The organism is Blautia sp. An249, from assembly GCF_002159835.1.
GTDB classification, from domain to species: Bacteria; Bacillota; Clostridia; order Lachnospirales; family Lachnospiraceae; genus Blautia_A; species Blautia_A avistercoris.
Genome location: NZ_NFJL01000002.1, coordinates 223,920 through 239,226, shown reverse-complemented (window position 1 = coordinate 239,226; position 15,307 = coordinate 223,920). Strand labels below are relative to the sequence as shown.

The following is a 15,307-nucleotide window of genomic DNA, read 5'->3' as shown; positions in this document are numbered from 1 at the left end:
GGCTGTAAAACACAGCCCCTTACGATTATTTCTGATATATAATTTTCCGAACAGCATAGAAAGATAAACCATATTTTTCAGACAGGCATTCCATAGAAACGCCATTCTGATACTCTCTTTTTATTTGTTCATTCCGTTGTTCCAATTCTTGCCGATAGCCGGAAACTTCTCCCCAACGCTTTTGCTGCTCCTGTTGGATAGGAACATAGATATATCCACCTTGAACATAATTCTGTAATTCTTTTACCAATGCGTCCGGAAGAATCAGTTTTGCATTAAAATACTTCATGCGGACTTTCCTCCTTGATATGATAGTCAAGTAGCAAAGCCAGCATTTCTATTCTGCGACTATGATTACTCCATGCAAATGTCGCAATCTACTGGCTTTGCATGGAGGAAAACATCATTTTTCCTTTTTTCATTTATGCACATCTTACTCACTTCTTTCCTTTTTCAAAAAAATATCTACTTAAATTTAGTGTATCACAATCATAATTTTCTATCAACCAATCAAAAAATTCTTTTTTATACTTTTGGCATTTCTAAAACTTTCCCGTGTCAATGAGTAAAGAAAGAAAATCAAAATTTTTTCGTAAATCTTCGGCAAAATCGCTCTGTACGGTGTAGTAGGGAATGAATGCGAGGGTACAAGCAAAATGCAGAGCATTTTACGGAAAGGGTACCCCTTTCCTATGCTTGCTAAGAAGTTTTTCACTTCATCAAACTCGAAAGGAATGGAACGGAAACAAGAGCATAAAGACAGCGAATTTTTACCAAAACGCGGCAATCCCCAACACGAAACAGTTACTTATGAAATCGGCGGTACATTTTATGAAGTATCTACGTCCTGCGGTGGTTCGGAACTGCTCTATGACAAAATGAAACGCCTTATCAAAGAGGAATCCGACAAAACGCCTGCTGACAAGAAAAACGAAGTCCGCTATAATAAAGACAGCAACCTGTTTGTCGGGCGTTCATTACAGGAGGAATGAACACATGACAGCATATATCAATAAGCCCGAACAGATAACAGCATTATACGCCCGTCTTTCACAAGAGGACGCGCTTGATGGCCACAGCAACAGCATTGTCCATCAGAAAGCAGTTTTATCAAAGTATGCCGCTGACAATGGTTTTACGAATCCGGTATTTTTCATTGATGACGGCGTTTCAGGGGTAACCTTTGACCGCCCGAATTTTAACCGTATGATAGCGGAGATTGAAGCCGGAAACGTGGGAACGGTTATCGTCAAGGATATGTCCCGTCTTGGGCGCGATTATTTAAAAGTCGGCTACTATACGGAAATCTTTTTTGTAGAAAGAGATGTACGCTATATCGCTATCAATGACGGCGTGGACAGCGCAAAGGGAGATAATGACTTTACTCCCTTTCGCAACTTATTTAATGATTTTTATGCAAAGGATACAAGCAAGAAAGTCCGCGCCATCAAGAAAGCACAGGGAATGGCAGGAGAACATCTGACAAAGCCGCCCTACGGCTACAAAGTTGACCCTGCCGACAAAAAGAAATGGATTGTAGACGAAGATGCTGCCGCTGTGGTAAAACGGATTTTTGATTTGTGTATCGCCGGAAAAGGACCCATGCAGATAGCGAAAATCCTCAAAGCGGATAAGATACTGACATCAAAAGCCTATTATGCAAAGCAAAAGGGAAAGCCGCTTCCTGAAAATCCCTATCGTTGGAAAGACAGTACGATTGTTGGTATCTTAGAGCGCATGGACTACTGCGGGCATACTGTAAATTTCAAAAGCTACTCCAAATCTCATAAACTGAAAAAGCGGATTCCAACCACACCAGGTATTGCCAAGATAATACCCGTCCATGATGGTAAGGGTCATAGCAAGGTCAGGCTTCTCCATATCCGTCAGACAGATCGGCAGGAGATACTGCACCCGGCCCTGATAGCCCTGGGGCACCACGATGCCCGGTTCTACCACCGCTTTCCGCCGCGCCAGTTCTACTGCGGTTTCCAAGAGTAATGGCAGGTTGCGCGCATCACGGATTGCGGCTGGCAGACGGGAAAGGTTCTCCTCGTCGCCTAAGATGTGGTCTACATTTACCCGTATCGGCCACTCCGGGTTATAGTTGACGCCATACTGCGTCATATGGTAGCTGGGTTTCTTCGGAAGCGGGCTGATGTATTTCAGCCACGGCGATATCTCATCCGAGAACCCCCGGAAATACCAGTCCAGCATACTGGCCTGCCGCTTGTTGCGGTCAAAGCAGGCATAGATGGCTTTGTACCGTCTCGTGTAAAGGCCAGTATGAAAGCAGGCGTATTCGTTTTCCACATGGAAATATTCTGCCGCCTTCTCAGGACTGTGTTCCTCGTTGTAATCAATGGCTTGCTTTCTGAAAATGCTGTGGATATACCGCTCCAATATGGCACGAGGAAATAGGAAGTACGTCATTTCCTTTTATCTGTTCTCGGTAACATATCAACTACCTGTTTTGTGTTTTATCTGTTTATGCAAACATATCGTACCATTTTCTAAGCTCTTATCAATCTTATTCGATTGTAGCTTTAATTCTATTTTTAAGTCTATCTACAATTTCATCTTCTGTCTCCCAAATGATTGTATTTTTTTGTGCGATATCAAAGTGCAACTGGACATTTTTCTTACATAGCTGAATAACCGGTTTTCCTAATCCCATAGCATATCCTTCTTCAAAATATGCACCATTATTTTGATGCGATAAATCTACTACCACAAATTTACTATCTCGTATGTGTTTAAGCAACTCTGGCGTAATAAAGCCATTATGTTCAACTTCATCTATTAATATCGCAATATATCCTGCCTCAGTAATTCCTTTCTTAATAGCCTCTCTCAATTTTTTTGTATCCTCGCCAAATTTCATGGCTACCAAAACATTTTTTCCATTGGCAGTATTTTTCTGTAATACATCAATTCTAGCATAACCTTTTGGTGTTACAGAAATGGGCTTCTCACATTCTTCACCATTTACACTATCCAGCGTCTCGATCAATTCTTGCTTTTTAAGGTACCTCATCATATATTTAGCCTGACTCTTCAATGCACTTTCAGATCGTCTTTCATAATTACCGTTTACATAGTCATACCTATCAACAAAAAAGCAACTAAATAATTCCTCTTTTTCTAATTTAATGTACTCTCCCCAATGAAGAATTTTAGAATCCAAATATAAAAGAATATGATCTACCTTCTCTGAAAATTTCTTTGGATACCAATTTTCAACATTCTCTACCTCTAAACGCACAGGATTTCCATGTATTACATTTCCTTTAGCAAATTCTCTTTTATATTCATCACAACGTTCTTTACTCATTGTAGAAAAATACCGATACTCGCTAATGCTTTCTTTAAAACCGTTATATACTAAATATGCTCCCAGATGATTTAAGTCAAAATCTGTCAGTTCTGCAAAAGAAACATAATATTCATATCTGCCGCAGACCGGACAAGAATAAAAATACTTAACCGGGTCCATATTCAATTGTACTAACGCCTCGCTACCACATACAATGCAATTCTTTTCTTCCATATCTTAACTCCTAATAAAAATTATATTTAGATAAAATTCAATAATATTATCGTCTTCATCCTTAATTATAAAGCCCGTGGTTGATGAACACAAGACTACTTAAAATGTTTTCTCCACACAAAAGCGCCCCGCAGTCCGTTTCCAGTCCGCAGGGCGCTATCCATTTCCTTCTTTATATCTCCACACGAATCTCCAATCCCGATTTGAATTCCACAACCAGTTCTTCCTCATAAACCGTGACCTTTTCCACCAGCCTCCACACTAACTGCTCGTCATACTCCAACGGAATATCCGCCTGTTCTTCCAGAAGGGCTTTCATCTCCTCCATCCGCTGCCGCCTGCCATCCTGCTCGGCTTCCGCCGCGAGGACATTCTGCCGCTGCTCTTGCAGGGCATAGATTTCATCCGCCAGTTCTGTGTAATCCTTTTTCGCATTTGCCTGTTTCAAAAGCTCCTGCTGCAGTTCCTTCAGCCGCCCGTCAATCTCCGCAAGCTGACTCTCCACATCACTCCCGATGACGGCCTGCATATTCTCTTCCAGGATAGGGAGGAAGGCGCTGCTGTTTCCAAACACCTCATTTATTACCTTTGCCACACCATTCTGCAGCACTGACTCCTGAATGGTCGGGGCATCGCACCCTTTAGGGCCATGCTCCACACGGGTGCAGCACCGCCATACAGTAGAATGCTTCCCTCTGTTGTTCCATGCAATCCTGCGGTAGATTTCCCCGCACTTCGGGCAATATACGATGCTCGACAGGGCGTACTTGCTGCTGTAAACCCGTTTCTTTCTTTTCTCCCCGCTGTGGAGGTTCGCCCTCCGCGCCATTTCCTCCTGCACCCTCATGTAAATCTCGCGGGGAATGATCGGCTCATGGCTGTTCTCCACATAATACTGGGGAACGATGCCATTGTTCTTCACGCGTTTCTTGGAGAGGAAATCCACGGTATAGGTCTTCTGCAGGAGGGCGTCCCCGATGTATTTCTCATTGCTCAGAATCTTCTTGATCGTGGTCGCCAGCCACTGTTTTTTCCCTGCGCCCGTGAGGATACCGTCTGCCTCCAGTCCATCGCCAATCCGCGCCAGACTTGCGCCCTCCAGGTATTCCCGGTAGATTCGTTTTACGATCTCCGCCTCCTCCGGCACAATGACCAGCCTGCCATCCTCGTCTTTGGTATATCCCAGGAACCGATTGTGGTTGACCTGTACCACCCCCTGCTGGTAGCGGTATTGCAGTCCGAGTTTCACATTCTGGGAAAGGGACTGGCTCTCCTGCTGCGCAAGGCTCGCCATGATGGTAAGCAGCACCTCGCCTTTGGAATCCATTGTATTGATATTTTCCTTTTCAAAGAAAACAGGGATGTTTTTACTCTTTAACTCCCGGATATATTTGAGGCAGTCCAGCGTATTCCTGGCAAAACGGCTGATGGATTTTGTAATGATCATATCGATCTTTCCTGCCATGCACTCGTCAATCATACGGTTGAGTTCCTCGCGCTTCTTTGTGTTCGTGCCGGAAATCCCATCATCCGCAAAAATGCCTGCCAGCTCCCATTCCGGGTTCTTCTGGATAAAGCTGGTATAATGCTCGATCTGTATTTCGTAGCTGGTGGCCTGTTCGTCGCTGTCCGTGGAAACACGGCAGTAGGCAGCTACCCGCAGCTTTGGTTTCTCCTCTTTCTTTATCCCGCCGCCCATGCGCTGGCGCGCCGGGATAACGGTAACACTTCTGTTTTCTGTCATGGACTATCCCTCGCTTTCTATCAGGCTGTACAGATACTCCGCCTGCCGGTAAGGATCATCCAGCTCTTTTTCCGACGGTTTCATATGGAAAGCAACGGGAACCCCGGCTTCCTCCCGCTTTTGCGCTTTCCCGCCTCTGCCAAGAGCCGCTGCCCTCCGCCGCCGTTCCTGTTTTGCCCGTTCAAAGGTCTCCCGGTCAATAAGAGCCGGATAATATTCATCGCCAAGATAATGGGAATTGCAGAGCATTCTTGCGGCACCTCCATGCTGTACCGAAATACCAGCTTTACCCGCAGAATCGCATAAACTTGCCCCATCCAGATAAAACCGGTACATCAGCCTGACCTGCTCTGCCGTCTTTTCATCAATCACGGCTTTTCCATTCTCAATCCGGTATCCGTAAGGTGTATGTTCCATCTATTCCACCAGCCTTTCCTTTAATGTAAGTCCGCATTTCAACACGAAACCGACCTCGCTCCTGGAATAGACCTCGATCTTTTCCACGAATCTGCCGAATACTTCTTCGTCAAATGCGGTGACCATTTCCGCCCTTGCTGTAAATTTCAAAAGTTCATTGACAGCATCGGCATTTGCCATGCTGCTGTTCAGGCTCCGGATGATAGCATCTTTTCTGACCTTCAGTTCTTCCAGCTCCCTCGCCAGCTCGTTTTTCTCGCTGCTATAAAGCGCCGGTTCCAGATACCCTTTTGCCATCAGGTTGGACAGCACCTGCTCCCGTTCCAAAACCGCATCGATCCGGTTTTCCAGTTCCTCAATTCTTCGGAAACCCTCTGTGTCATCCACCCGGCGCAGCGCATCCCGCAAAGGCTGGAGGATGCGCCGATGCGCATAGGCCAGTTTATTCATCATGGTCATAAATGCGGCTTCCACAGCATCCTGACGGATAAACTGCATGGAGCAGTCCTCGATATGTTCGATATGTTTGGAGCAGCACCATGCGATGTACTTCTGATGGGTGGAATAATGAATCCTCCGCTTAAAGCTGCTCCCGCATTCCCCGCAGATGATCTTCCCGGAAAATGGGTAGCGGTTCTGGTATTTATTCCCCTGCGTCACACTCTTTTCTTTCCCGCGCTGCCCGATGACCGCAGCAACCGCCTCAAAGGTCTCCCGGCTTACAATCGCCGGGTGGTGGCTTTCCATGTAGTACATATCCTTTTCGCCCCGGTTTGTATGCCGGTTAAACTGGCTGTCCGTATAGGTCTTTTGGAACAGGATGTCCCCGGTATATTTCTCATTTTTCAAAATTCCGCGGACTGTGGAGGCAGTCCACCGTCCATTCTTTTTTGTGGGAACACCTTTTTCATTCAGCGCCGCAGCAATCCTGTAGCATCCTTTGCCCGCCAGTGTCTCCGAGAACATCCAGCGCACAACCTCCGCCTGTTCCTCGTTGATGACCATGTTCCCGTCGATGTTTTCATATCCGTATGGGGGATAGGAAACCTTAAAAGTGCCATTCTGGAACCGCCTCTGTGCCGACCACTTGTTATTTTCCGAAATGGATACGGACTCGCTCTCCGCAAGGCTGCTCAAAATGGAAAGCATCAGCTCGCTTTCCATATCGCCGGTATTCAGGTTCTCTTTCTCAAAATAAATGTAAATCCCCAGGTCTACCAGCTTTCTGACCAGTTCCAGGCAATCCATTGTGTTTCTGGCAAACCGGCTGATGGACTTCGTGACAATGAAATCAATCTTCCCATTCTCACAGTCAGAGATCAGACGGAGCAGCTCTGTGCGCTTCTCTTTTTTCGTCCCTGTGATGCCTTCGTCATAGTACAGCCCGCAAAACTCCCAATCGGGATTCCCTTTGATATAGGACTCATAGTGCATCTTCTGCGCTTTCAGGCTGACAAGCTGTTCCTCCGTTCCGGTGGATACCCGGCAGTATGCCGCCGATCATGTTGGGGCAGATCGGGAGCAGGCTGTCATTCCATACAATCGCATTGTCATATTCCCCCGTAGCCGCATAGAAAATCCCCATAGGATTGAAGCCGAGGATGTTGTTGACCGCCTCTGTGATCATATTTTCCTCCGTCACCGTTTCCACTGCCCCGGTATCCTCATCCAGCAGCTCGATTGTCATAACACCTTTCAAAGTCATGGTTTATTCCCTCCTATTATTCTGTACTGCCGGATACCGGCCATGTCACCGGGCGGCAGAACGCCCCGATCTGCGGTTTTGCCGTAAGCGTATCCGAATAGCTCCTCTGCACCAGCTCCATCGTCTCCGTTGCAACCGTGTCCGCAAAATCTTCCGTTTCCAATCCACCGCCAATGGAAAATAATCCTGTCGTTTCCTCAATTTCGATCCTGCCGTCCCATGCCGCAGCTGCCGCCATGGCCTGCCCGCTGATGGAAGCAATACAGTCCCCAATCCCTACGCTGCCCGAACCGTCCGCTATCCACAGGTACACGTTAAAGGTATTCGTGATATTCGGTACCACATTTTCAATAGGATAGTAAAGGGAAAGGATATGCTTGCCGCTGTGCCACGTCTCCACCGGGCGATGCAGCAAAATCTCTGTATCGTTCAGCTCAAAGGTCACATAACAGACCGCTTTCCCATCCTCCGTCCATGTAACCGGCAGGCTCACATCTACGGAAATATCTGTGGTTTCTGTATCCTTTCCGGTTTCTGCGGAAGATGTATCCCCGCCGTTTTCCTCCGTAGGGAAGGGAACCACAATAGTTCCGGCGGCATTCGCCGACCGGGTATTCTGAGCCGCCGCCACATCCACTACCACCTGCCCGAAAAACTGCGCATGGTTTTCCTCTTTGGAAGCAAACTCGATACTGATAATACGCACATTCGTCTCCCCGATGGTATAGGCGGAGGCATTGGTAAAGGTGTGTATCCCGATCTTTCCCGCCTCGATCTGGTTCAGCAGGCCGGAAATATTTTTATCATTTTTCGACTTCGCCTGAGAAAGCCGGGGATTCTTCCCCACACATTTCAGGCTCTGCCGCCCTCCGATCTTGCAGGTAAAAGAGGTAATGCAGGTCATCTGCTGGCTGTCCGCCTGCCCTCCGGAAAAGGTCAGCACATCCCCCAGATCTAGGGCCGGGTTTCCGATGGTATCCGAATCAAAGGGCACATAGTTTACCTTTGTCAAAGCGGTAAGGATATTCCGGCAAAGCTCCTCCCTCGTTTCCTCCAGGCCAAACTGTAAAAGGGGATTTACTCCTAAATTCATGGTCAGCCCGTCATCCGTTTCCAGGGCATAGTATTCCGCCATCTGCGTCCGCAGGTTCGTGGAGCTCACCGCCGTGTACCTTGTCACAAAATCGGAAAAGCTGCTGGAAAACCTATGCTTCTGCAAAATCTCCAATACCGGCACATTTCCATACTGGCGAAATTCCAGCTTCCCCTCCCGGTTGATGCAGAAGAACCCGCCAAGCACCTGCGCCGTAAAGTAAAGCACATCCCGGTAAGTTTCTATATCATTTTCCGGATAGATGGAGAGTAGCTCCGCACCATTTGGCAGAGCCTCGATCTCCGCCTGGGACTGCGCCAGCTCCACCCCGCAGGCCGTACTGCACAGCGCCATCATGCCATAGGCGGTGCCAATGGTTTCAAAACCGTTGAAATCCTTGTCAAACCGGAGCATGGCATCATAGGCTTTCAGTTCCAGCACATGGACCGTCCGGTTTGCTTCACTGACTTCAAAAATTCCCATAGGCACCGCTTCATAAGTGCTATCCGCCAGCCGGAGATGGTAGACCAATTCCACCTTTGCCCCCTCCAAGGTGTACCGGTCAATATCCAGGAACAGGCTAATCCCCATTTCCGCCGCATACACCGCCCCAAGCTCGATCTCCGAATTGCCGCAGCACTGTGCCGTCACATAGCCGCTGCCTTTTACAATGTTCTCCTGGTCGAACAGATACTCCACACCCGCCGCCGTGGTGCTCTTCCCCGTCCAGTAATACCGCCGGGTGTTCCCCTGTACCGCCTGCAGGAACGCCTCACTTACCGGATACATCGAACACCCCTCCTTCCACTTTCAGGCATCAAAAAAGCACCAATCATTTCTGACTGATGCTCTGATTCGGTAAATTGCCTTGCTTTCTATTTTATAAAACACACTGATAAACAGGGATTTGTTTGTAGATTATCTTATGCAGCATTTCAAGTTAAGCAAATACATATTTCTATTGCAATGTTCATCCAAATCTCTGGTTTTCATCAATTTTGCTCCCGTAGCTGTAATTGCTGAATTTGGAAGCAATATTTTCAAAATGGGATACAGCAACTATGTAAACATAATCACAATTTCTTGCTTCCTCAATCAAAATCGCTGAAAGGTGTTTCATAATATCCATGATTTCTACATTCTATCAAAACCATAACACCGTCGAACTCCGCTGCTTTTGCATTTTCCATTCCTAATACTACTCAACCACAGACTTATAATAAATGCCAAAGTCTGCAAGCGCATCTACGATTGGGAGCATTTTTTGTCCGAGCTCCGTCAAACCATATTCAACCTTCAGCGGCTGCTGCTGATAATCGTGGCGGTATACAAGCCCGTCATCCATCATTTGACGCAGGCTATCTGTCAAAACCTTTTGTGAAATACCGTCAATACTCCGCTGCAGTTCATTGAATCTCCACGGGCGTACTTTCAAATTACGTAAGATCAGCAGCTTCCATTTCCCTCCAATAAGGGATACAGCAGTTGCAACCGGGCACTCCGGAAGTTCTTCTTTTCTTCTCATCTTTCCTACCTCCCGTTTCATTGTAACACACTCAAATTTGAATGTACAGTTACAAAAAGGTGCGTACTTGTTTTTGTATGTGTACCCTACTATACTGTTATCAAGCAATCAAAAATTGCAAATCAACAACGGAGGTATTCTATTATGGCAAATTACACAAAAACAACAGTTGATAAAGAAAACAGAATCGAGTTACACGAAAAGCTGTCCTTGACGGGTGCAGAAATCAGTCTGAACGAACTTCCTGCAGGCGCAGGTGTTCCGTTTGTTCACGCCCATAAAGAGAACGAGGAAATCTACGGAATTCTCGCGGGTAATGGCAAGGTTGTAATTGACGGAGAAGAGATCAACCTTACCGCTGGTGACTGGCTGAAAATCGCACCTGTGGCAAAACGGCAATTCTTTGCAGCCAGTGACTCTGGAATCACCTATATCTGTATTCAGGTAAAGGAAAACTCTCTGGAGCATTTTACCGCCGAGGATGCCGTCATTGGCTAATGCGTCAATCTCATTATTTAAGCGCACAGTTCTTCAAAACAAAGGGCTGTGCGCTTTTTCCAAAAATTCAAATCTGTTTCTCTAAGTATAGAACCCTTATCCCAAAAGAAATATTTTTTTAAAACTCCCGCAACGTGAAACTCACCGTCCACAACCCTTTCCGGGAAGTATCCTTCACAAGAGCTGCCTTATACCCATCCACATACATTTCCGTCGTCTTTACCGCCAGCGTCTGGGTATCAAAGTACCCCACCGTGATCTTTTCTTTCTGTTTAAACCCCGTCAAAGTTTTCAGCCAGTTTGCCGATACGGAAAAGGAAACCGGGATGCTGACAACGCCCATACGCACCACGTCCCGCTGCACTGTCCCTGCCTCTGTCTCCCCGCCGGAATCCGCCTCCACATCCTCCATCTGCACCTCATAGGAATCCGGCATGGGGAGGGCGGTTCCATCAAAGGTCAGATACTGTATAAATGCCATAAGCTACCTCCCTCCCGACCGCAGGTTCTGTCTTGCCTGCGCCGTCACAACCAGTTCATCCAAAAGTGTACCGCCCACATACACCGGGATCACGATGTTTCCCTGCTGGCCGGAGAATCCCGCCAGGGCATCCGATACCGCAGAGGAAATCCCGGAGACCAGCTCCGACATATTTCCGCCGGATAACGGGCTTTCCATGACACCATACTCCATCCCGTTTACCTTCGGGGAAATTACCATATTTGAAGCCACATCTCGCACGGCCCGTTCCACAAGTCCCCGGTTCCTTTCAATCCCCTTTGCCAGCCCTTCCATAAAGTCGGGCATCCAGCTTTCATAATCCGCCAGCGGCCCCTCATCCGGCGCTGAAAAATGCAGGAAGGAGCGGATACGCTCCGCCAGGCCGGAGACCGTATTGATCACGCCTTGGATCATACTGGAAATCCCGTTGATCAGCCCCTGGATAAAATCCTGCCCCCATCGGAACGCCTGTCCCGGCAGGCTTTTTTCGCATTTTCCCACAGGGAAGTCACCGTATCCACCACCAGCCGGACAATGGGATTCTGCAAGATCGTATTCCAGGTATCCGAAAAGAAAGAGGATACTAGCGACCACAGGCCGCTCCACCAATACGGGATAGACGAGAAAAAGCCGATGAATTTCTGGAACGCCGCCGGGATCGTCTCCGTAAAAAAGACCACCACGCCGTCCCATAAGCCCATCAGCTTAGAGGCTACCGACTGCCACAAATTTCCGAACCACTCGGTAATGGCTCCCCAATTTTTCACAATGGCGATGATCCCGGCAATGGCGGCAGCCCCCCCCCGCGATAATGCCGATTACCGGAAGCAGGGAAATATTCAGCGCCCCAAAGGATACCGCCGTGATAATGGCCACCAGCGGCGGCAGCACCACATTCGCCAGCTCCACGATCTTTTCCCCCAGGGGAACCAGCGCCTGCTGCAGCTTCCAGGTATTCGCCTCCATCTCCTGCATGGGCGTCTGGGTCTGGTCAAACAGGTTCTGCGCCGAACCGCTGACGCTGTCATAAGCATCCCCCACAGAAGTCAGGGAAGTAATGAATTTCAGGTTCCCATCCTCCGCCATGGTGCCAAAGGCTTTCGCCGCCATGTTCAGCGCCTCCTGCTGGCTGGTACAGTTCCCAATATCCGCCACAATGGAATCAATGACCTGCTTCTGGGTTGCCTCCCCGCTCTGCCATGCCTGGAAAAGGGACTGCGTTTTTTCGGAATACAGGTCGAGGGAATCCCCGATGGTTCCATCTGCCAGCCGGGTGGTTACCTCGTTAATGGCATCGTTGACCTTATCCAGGTTGTAGGCCCCGCCTTCCAGACCATTCTGCAATAATTGGAAATACTCCGAGGCGGAATATCCCGCCTGTTCAAATTTGCCCGCATATTCGGAAAGGTTATCTCCCAGTTCATTGGTCTTATCCAGGCCGTTTTGCGTACCCCGGACAATGTAATCCATAGCCTCCTGCGCTGTCATCCCGTACTGCTTCATCAGGGAATTGACGCCCCGGAGGGCGTCCTGAACCGCGTCCCCCACATCGTTCAAATCATCGATCAGGTTCCGGACAGCCTGCCCGTCATCCACCGTATCCAGGGCATCGGTAAGCTGTTTAATGTCCGCTTTCCCGCCCGTGGCTGACTTCCCAATCTTCTCAATGGCGGTCTTTAACTGGTCAGAGGAAGCCGTCCCGTTCTTGATAGCCGTAACCAGCCTGCTCCCCAGCACATCCGCGTAATCATCCACGTTAGAACCGGTGGCGGCGAACAGCTTATTCAGCCGCCCCGTATTGGAAGAAAGCCGTTCCTGCTCCGACTGCAGGCCGGACAGGTCAGCCTTGTACCGGTTCAGCGTCCCACGGGTTTCCTCTACCTCCCTCTGAAACGCCATGTACTGGTCTTTCCCCAGATCCCCGCGCTCAAAGGCTTTCGCCACATCCTCCTGGGCCTGCTCCAGGGCTTCCAGCTTTTTCTCCGTATCCCCGATAGCCGCCTGCAGAAGCTCCTGCTTCTGCGCCAGAAGAACCGTATTGGACGGATCGAGCTTTAAAAGGTGATTCACCTCCCGTAAAAAGGCATAAAAATACCCGGATCACTCCGGGGAAAAGTTAAAATTATGTTTTAAAAATGGCCAAACAGCCAAAAATAAAGTAATGATAAAGAAATTCTAAATTGTAATACATATAATTGCTATCCGCATACAATAGTGCTATAATAAAAGCAAATAGAACACGAAAGGAGATATTACTATGGCACTTACCACATTAACCGCAAGGGTAGACCAGAAAGACAAAGCTGACTTTGATACCTTCTGCTCCAATGTCGGATTAAATACCTCCACCGCCATCAATCTTTTTGTGAAAGCAGTTTTACGCGAAAAGCGCATCCCCTTTGAGATCGCCCAGGCTCCCGACCCGTTTTTCTCCGAGGCCAACATGGCCTATGTAAAGAAATCCGTCCAGGAGCTCAGAGACGGGAAAGGCACCGCACACGAACTGATCGAGGTGGACGACGAGTGAAAAAATCTGGTCAGACGATGCCTGGGAAGACTACCTCTACTGGCAGACCCAGGATAAAAAAACCATCAAACGCATTAACCAGCTCATAAAGGATATTGAGCGCAACGGCTGCATGGAGGGCATCGGGAAACCCGAACCCTTAACCGGCGACCTGCAGGGGGAATACAGCCGCCGGATCAATGAGAAAGACCGCCTGGTCTATCACATGGAAAATGGCCGTATCTACATCGCCCACTGCCGTGGGCATTACGGAGACAAATAACAGGAGCTGCATCCCGCCCTTTTTCGGGCGGGATTTTTTCTCAGAATCTATCAAAATCCTCCTGCGTAGCCACCACCGCATACTTATGCTCGTCATTGCGGCTCTCCACATACATATCATTGACCATGCCAATGGTTAATAAATCCAGATCCCGGATGGACAGCCCAAGCTGAACACACCGCAGAAGGAACAGCGGCGTGGTCATTTCCCGGTCAGCCCTGCGAAGTTTTTTTTAGCCTCCGCATCCGTCTGGGTATTTAATCCCCAAAGCTCAATGATCTGCGGCAGCACCTGGTAAATGGAGAAGGTATTGAACCCATCCAGCCATTCCTCCGGCGTATCCGGAATAGACGGGTCCGCGTGCTTCGCCATCACATAGGCGATATTCTCAAACATTTCCAGCGAGAACAGATCCAGGTTGGAATTCTCCGGGTCATTCTTATTGATCCCCTTTTCCAGATCCCGCAGATCCTTGTAAATATCCCGATGGAACCGCATCCGGTAAATCCGAGGGATCGCGGCGGAGGCCCGAAAAGGAACCTCCTGCCCATCAATCATGATCTTCCGTTTCATACTCATAAGGTTTCCCCTCCTGTCACATCATCCACAATCTCCTGCTGTCCGTACGGCTGCGTCTGCGGGTCATCCTCCTCCACGGTCGGCATATACACCGAGGTATACCAGCCAGCGTAAACCGTATCCGTCGTGCTGTCCCCGGCACGGGCCTTCACATAACCATTCGCCAGCTGGGCCGCCGTAACCGCCAAACTCAAAGAGCAGGGCAAAGTTCGCCGTCTCCACGTTGGCGCTCTCCACCAGCACGCTGTTGTCGTCCAGGGACTCCTTTAACACATCTGTTCGGAATCCCTCCGGCACCATGGCAAGCTCCAGATCCCCTTCATAGCCCATGTTGTTGGAGATTGTATAATAGGCGTACCCGTCCGCGTAAAAATTGGACGGCTCCCCATTCGGCTCCAGGGACAGGGATACCGCTCCCGGCATAGCCACCGGCGTCCCGAAGGTGACCTCCCCGTCCTCGCTCACCGTAAGCAGCGCATAATGCACGTTGCAGATATTAAATTTTACTTTATTCTTCTTTGCAGACATTTACATTCCCTCCATCTCGAAAGAGGTAGTTTTGACACTACCCAAAAACGAAAGGTGGAAAACATTATGAAGACAGGAAAAATCACAGCGAAACTGAGGGATGCGGTTCCGGTTTGCCTTATGGTAAACGGCGAGGAAGTCAAACGGTATAAGAACATCGAGCTGCCGGATATGCTCAAAGAGGTAGAAATGACCGACTTCCATTTTAACGTACACATGGACGGGAAGATCACCTTTGAAATCCATTATGAAGAAGGTGTATTGCCGGAGGTATTCCCGGGGACTCGTCATATCAATCCTGTATACTCAACCCTCCGCCTATTTTTGCCCTCGATATGTTTCCACAGAATAAGCAGGCATAAAAAATCCGGGAGTCC

General features: G+C 48.5%; 16 protein-coding genes and 4 pseudogenes. 5 read left to right on the top strand and 15 right to left on the bottom strand.

Going from position 1 to position 15,307, the window contains the following annotated elements; genetic code table 11:
• Positions 1 to 25 precede the first annotated feature (25 nt).
• Positions 26 to 289 carry a CD3324 family protein gene (locus tag B5F53_RS03025; RefSeq protein ID WP_087219538.1) on the bottom strand — a complete coding sequence of 88 codons (264 nt, stop codon included), beginning with the start codon at positions 287 to 289 and terminating at the stop codon, positions 26 to 28.
• A 403-nt stretch (positions 290 to 692) separates the two neighbouring features.
• Between B5F53_RS03025 and B5F53_RS03020 the strand changes: the two genes are divergently transcribed.
• On the top strand, positions 693 to 992 hold the full coding sequence (locus B5F53_RS03020) for a hypothetical protein (protein WP_242970219.1): 300 nt from the start codon (positions 693 to 695) through the stop codon (positions 990 to 992).
• Between the two features lie 4 nt (positions 993 to 996).
• A pseudogene (locus tag B5F53_RS03015) lies at positions 997 to 1,797 on the top strand (recombinase family protein); the annotation flags it as partial.
• Here B5F53_RS03015 and B5F53_RS20795 read toward each other — a convergent pair.
• The 9 genes and pseudogenes from B5F53_RS20795 to B5F53_RS02975 form a co-directional block, all read right to left on the bottom strand.
• On the bottom strand, positions 1,729 to 2,433 hold the full coding sequence (locus B5F53_RS20795) for a DUF3825 domain-containing protein (protein ID WP_242970218.1): 705 nt from the start codon (positions 2,431 to 2,433) through the stop codon (positions 1,729 to 1,731). The pseudogene B5F53_RS03015 and the gene B5F53_RS20795 overlap by 69 nt on opposite strands.
• 97 nt (positions 2,434 to 2,530) lie before the next feature.
• On the bottom strand, positions 2,531 to 3,550 hold the full coding sequence (locus B5F53_RS03005; RefSeq protein WP_242970217.1) for a hypothetical protein: 1,020 nt from the start codon (positions 3,548 to 3,550) through the stop codon (positions 2,531 to 2,533).
• 172 nt (positions 3,551 to 3,722) lie between these two features.
• Positions 3,723 to 5,294: a recombinase family protein gene (locus tag B5F53_RS03000; protein ID WP_087219535.1), complete on the bottom strand. Its 1,572-nt coding sequence runs from the start codon at positions 5,292 to 5,294 to the stop codon at positions 3,723 to 3,725.
• Between the two features lie 3 nt (positions 5,295 to 5,297).
• Entirely contained in the window at positions 5,298 to 5,711 is a 414-nt protein-coding gene (locus tag B5F53_RS02995) for a recombinase (protein ID WP_087219533.1), read from the bottom strand.
• Entirely contained in the window at positions 5,712 to 7,160 is a 1,449-nt protein-coding gene (locus tag B5F53_RS02990) for a recombinase family protein (RefSeq protein WP_330396144.1), read from the bottom strand. It lies immediately after the preceding gene.
• A gap of 37 nt (positions 7,161 to 7,197) precedes the next feature.
• Positions 7,198 to 7,416: pseudogene (locus tag B5F53_RS02985) on the bottom strand (hypothetical protein); the annotation flags it as partial.
• Positions 7,417 to 7,432: 16 nt separating this feature from the next.
• The gene (locus B5F53_RS02980) at positions 7,433 to 9,298 is read right to left on the bottom strand and encodes a hypothetical protein (RefSeq protein ID WP_087219530.1); all 1,866 of its coding nucleotides are present in this window, start codon (positions 9,296 to 9,298) and stop codon (positions 7,433 to 7,435) included.
• A 181-nt stretch (positions 9,299 to 9,479) separates the two neighbouring features.
• On the bottom strand, positions 9,480 to 9,638 hold the full coding sequence (locus B5F53_RS19795; RefSeq protein WP_162610517.1) for a hypothetical protein: 159 nt from the start codon (positions 9,636 to 9,638) through the stop codon (positions 9,480 to 9,482).
• 69 nt (positions 9,639 to 9,707) lie between these two features.
• Positions 9,708 to 10,034 carry a winged helix-turn-helix transcriptional regulator gene (locus tag B5F53_RS02975; RefSeq protein ID WP_087219527.1) on the bottom strand — a complete coding sequence of 109 codons (327 nt, stop codon included), beginning with the start codon at positions 10,032 to 10,034 and terminating at the stop codon, positions 9,708 to 9,710.
• 144 nt (positions 10,035 to 10,178) lie between these two features.
• Here B5F53_RS02975 and B5F53_RS02970 point away from each other — a divergent pair, with 144 nt between their 5' ends.
• Entirely contained in the window at positions 10,179 to 10,532 is a 354-nt protein-coding gene (locus B5F53_RS02970; RefSeq protein ID WP_087219524.1) for a cupin domain-containing protein, read from the top strand.
• A gap of 118 nt (positions 10,533 to 10,650) precedes the next feature.
• Here the strand turns inward: B5F53_RS02970 and B5F53_RS02965 are convergent, their stop codons facing one another.
• Positions 10,651 to 11,013: a hypothetical protein gene (locus B5F53_RS02965; RefSeq protein ID WP_087219521.1), complete on the bottom strand. Its 363-nt coding sequence runs from the start codon at positions 11,011 to 11,013 to the stop codon at positions 10,651 to 10,653.
• A gap of 3 nt (positions 11,014 to 11,016) precedes the next feature.
• A pseudogene (locus B5F53_RS20930) lies at positions 11,017 to 13,056 on the bottom strand (phage tail tape measure protein); the annotation flags it as partial.
• Positions 13,057 to 13,291: 235 nt separating this feature from the next.
• Between B5F53_RS20930 and B5F53_RS02950 the strand changes: the two are divergent.
• Together B5F53_RS02950 and B5F53_RS02945 are read left to right on the top strand one after the other, a co-directional pair.
• On the top strand, positions 13,292 to 13,561 hold the full coding sequence (locus B5F53_RS02950; RefSeq protein WP_087219515.1) for a type II toxin-antitoxin system RelB/DinJ family antitoxin: 270 nt from the start codon (positions 13,292 to 13,294) through the stop codon (positions 13,559 to 13,561).
• A gap of 4 nt (positions 13,562 to 13,565) precedes the next feature.
• The gene (locus B5F53_RS02945; RefSeq protein ID WP_087219512.1) at positions 13,566 to 13,823 is read left to right on the top strand and encodes a Txe/YoeB family addiction module toxin; all 258 of its coding nucleotides are present in this window, start codon (positions 13,566 to 13,568) and stop codon (positions 13,821 to 13,823) included.
• 40 nt (positions 13,824 to 13,863) lie between these two features.
• On the opposite strand, the gene B5F53_RS20060 is transcribed toward B5F53_RS02945, so the two are convergent.
• The 3 genes and pseudogenes from B5F53_RS20060 to B5F53_RS02935 form a co-directional block, all read right to left on the bottom strand.
• Positions 13,864 to 14,028, bottom strand: coding sequence for a hypothetical protein (locus B5F53_RS20060; protein ID WP_166430228.1), 165 nt, complete (start codon positions 14,026 to 14,028; stop codon positions 13,864 to 13,866).
• The gene (locus B5F53_RS02940) at positions 14,025 to 14,402 is read right to left on the bottom strand and encodes a hypothetical protein (protein WP_087219509.1); all 378 of its coding nucleotides are present in this window, start codon (positions 14,400 to 14,402) and stop codon (positions 14,025 to 14,027) included. The genes B5F53_RS20060 and B5F53_RS02940 overlap by 4 nt, the downstream gene beginning before the upstream one ends.
• Positions 14,399 to 14,930, bottom strand: a pseudogene (locus B5F53_RS02935) (major tail protein). Before B5F53_RS02935 ends, B5F53_RS02940 begins: the two are co-directional and overlap by 4 nt.
• Positions 14,931 to 15,307 lie beyond the last annotated feature (377 nt).